Source organism: Mycobacterium sp. (assembly GCF_036273375.1).
Lineage (GTDB): Bacteria > Actinomycetota > Actinomycetes > Mycobacteriales > Mycobacteriaceae > Mycobacterium.
Genome location: NZ_DASUHS010000215.1, coordinates 1 through 2721, shown reverse-complemented (window position 1 = coordinate 2721; position 2721 = coordinate 1). Strand labels below are relative to the sequence as shown.

General features: G+C 63.0%; 3 protein-coding genes. 1 reads left to right on the top strand and 2 read right to left on the bottom strand.

Annotated elements, in window-relative coordinates; all coding sequences use genetic code 11:
- Positions 1 to 380 precede the first annotated feature (380 nt).
- Positions 381 to 539, top strand: a complete 159-nt coding sequence (locus tag VFW69_RS19575; RefSeq protein WP_526503655.1) for a hypothetical protein — start codon at positions 381 to 383, stop codon at positions 537 to 539.
- Positions 540 to 849: 310 nt separating this feature from the next.
- Here the strand turns inward: VFW69_RS19575 and VFW69_RS19570 are convergent, their stop codons facing one another.
- Together VFW69_RS19570 and VFW69_RS19565 are read right to left on the bottom strand one after the other, a co-directional pair.
- Complete coding sequence (locus tag VFW69_RS19570) at positions 850 to 2457, bottom strand: hypothetical protein (RefSeq protein ID WP_526503653.1); 1608 nt, start codon at positions 2455 to 2457, stop codon at positions 850 to 852.
- Positions 2458 to 2523: 66 nt separating this feature from the next.
- The coding region (locus VFW69_RS19565) for a hypothetical protein (RefSeq protein ID WP_526503651.1) at positions 2524 to 2721 on the bottom strand (198 nt) is incomplete at its 5' end.

Here is a 2721-nt window from a genome sequence, read left to right as displayed (position 1 = left end):
CCCCTCACCGGTGCCGAACCCATCCAGCGACACCGAGAAGTTGTGCACCCGGACCTGCGACACGATGACCTCCTGACCAGTTGCTTCACAGCGACCGGGACCGGTTGCCGCGGCCCACCACCAGTGAGAACGATCCACTGGGCCCAAAGTCATCGCCAGCACCTGGCCGCTGAGCATCATACCTGCGGATCACCGGGCGTTTCTGCCCACGGTACGTAACCGGCCCTGGACTCAGATAAGGCGCGCATCGCCGATCGGCGCGGCTACGGGCACGCCGTGGGGCCATCCTTCGTGCGCGCAGAACTGGCCGATCGGGCGCCGCACAGCCAGTCGCAACGCGCACTCATGCCGAATTGAGGACGTTGCGCTAGTAGATGCTTATGCGCAGGTCAGCATCATCATTCGCCGTCGGCCACCCGGAGCACTGGATCACCGCGCAGGAACACATTGATCTCAGACTCACCGACCTCAGCGTGCAGGTTGACTCGCTCAGGGACCAGCTGGCACAGATGCAGCACATCCTGAAGGAAGTCGAGTAAGCCCCGGCGCCACCGGGCAGGCTCCCCATTCAAAGGTAGTCTCCCGGCGTTACGGCGTGAGATCCCACAGCGACGACTGGCTCCTGAGCTATTCGGCTTCCACTACATTCCGCCAGGTCAAACTGTCAATGGCGGCTGTCGTAATAGGTGCGCCCATGCCACGAACGATATGGGAAGGCCTTCACCTCCCAACTCCTGCACAGGCGTCCGCAGGCCCTCAGATACGGCCGACGGCATTCAACGGGGGTCATCGGGGCCGCTTGAGCCCGGCACCCAGCGCCGAACCGTTCCCGCCACGGTGCGGACGGGGTTACCATTCGTGTGGGTAGAGATTTGGCCCGACGACGTGGTTGACATGCGGCCCCGAGACGTCGTGGGTGAAGTGCGCTCCATACCACACGACCACGTCCTGGTTAACGAGCGGTTCCCCATTCTTGTACTTGTCGATCTGTATCTCGGTGCCGGTGATCGGGTAGTCGTCGATCTCTCCCGGGTGGTAACGCAGGAACCAAAGGTCGCCCTTGGCGTAGGGGTCGCCGGCTGCTGTCCCGTCGCCCGGTCCCGGGACGATCGTATAACCTCTGCCCGACGAGGCGTTCTCGACTCGCCATTGCCGGTTGTGCGAGGGAGAACGCAGGCGCATGATCTCGTACAGCTTCGTGTGCCAGTTCGTCCCCGGGATGATTGGCGGGTTGTTGAATTCGCGGATCAGGTTGTCTCCGGCAGTTTCGATGTCGAAGTCCAGCCTCCAGTAAACGTGATGGTGGTGCCGGTTGCAGACGCAGGAACTGGAAGTTGCGTCGAATCCAAACCGGGGGCGGATCGTTCCGTTTGAGTGCAGCCGCCACTCGCTTATATAGCGGTACCAGCCCGCCTGCATCTCGCTGACCAGGACAACCTCTTGGCCCGCTACGTAGATCGCAACACCGAGAAATGTCCCGACGTCTGAACCGGTGTCCAGGATGGTCTTCGCCGGTGTCGGGCAAAGCAGGAATCCTGGGGCGACGGTGTTGCCGTTTGCCTGCAGCATCCCTTCTTGCCACTGCCAATCACGGTAGGGACCACATGCATTGCCGTCGTAAAGGACATTCAGGATGGGGACGTGTGCCTGGTACAGGACCCTCCGGCCACGATAGTCGAGGTAGCGCAGCTCAACGCCGGAGCCCCATTGACCGGACGAAGCTGAGGGCCGCACGGCGAGGAACCGCCAGAGCACGGTCCCACCCTGCACGACGGTGATCCATACTTGGCCGGCGACACCGCGGCCGGTCGTCGGCTGTCCTGCCGAAACCGGAGCGCCGCATGTCCCCGCGTCCGCCCGGGCCGTTGCCGGGGCGCCCTCATCGTAGCGATCGACACGCCGCTGGATCATGTTTACGCCGACGATCTCGTGACGGCCGTACCGGTTCTCCTCGGTTGGCAGGAGGCCTACCGCCAGCGTCCGTTCGATCCGTCCGTCGGGGAGCTCCGCCTCGATCAGCGGTGGCATCGCCGGATAAGGCTGCATGAGGTGGTCATGCAACGCGGAACGGAACACGGGATCCTGCGCCAAGATCTCGACCGCGGCATCGAACTCCTCGGCGGTTGGGAGGGGCTGCGCCGCGCTTTCCGTTACCGTCAGCCGCTCTTGATCCGCGAACCGCCCGTCAGCTACGACCGACCGGTTGTTGGTGTAGTCGTAGTAGGTCACGCGGTAAGCGTCGGGTCGCTGTGGCTTCTCAAGCTTTCGCGATGGCTCGACGAGTTCGAACGCCAGCAGCCGGTGCTCGGTTTCTTGCAGTCGATCCTGAACTTCCGGGCGTTCCTCCAGGGCATCACGGACACGATCGATGGCCCCCTGTTTTGGGCCAAATACTTCGGTCTCGATGCTGAGCTCATCTGAGCCCGCTGGGTCCGCATCACGGTAATCGCTGGCCATCGCTTCCTCCTCGAGAAGACCTATTGGTTGTGCTGCCGTTACCTTGTCCGCCTGAGCCGATCAGCCCTATTCAATACGTTCTTCCAACGTTGACCGAGTGAAAGACTGGCTCGGCGAACTCATTTCTCCGCCCCGCGGATACCACCGCCACTTCTTGAGGTCATTCGGCAGGTTCACCGGGCGGCGGGTCCCCTCACCACGCTCGAGCCATTGCCGGATCGCTGACAGCGACCGCAGACCCTCGGAGGAGTGCCCCAGGGCGCT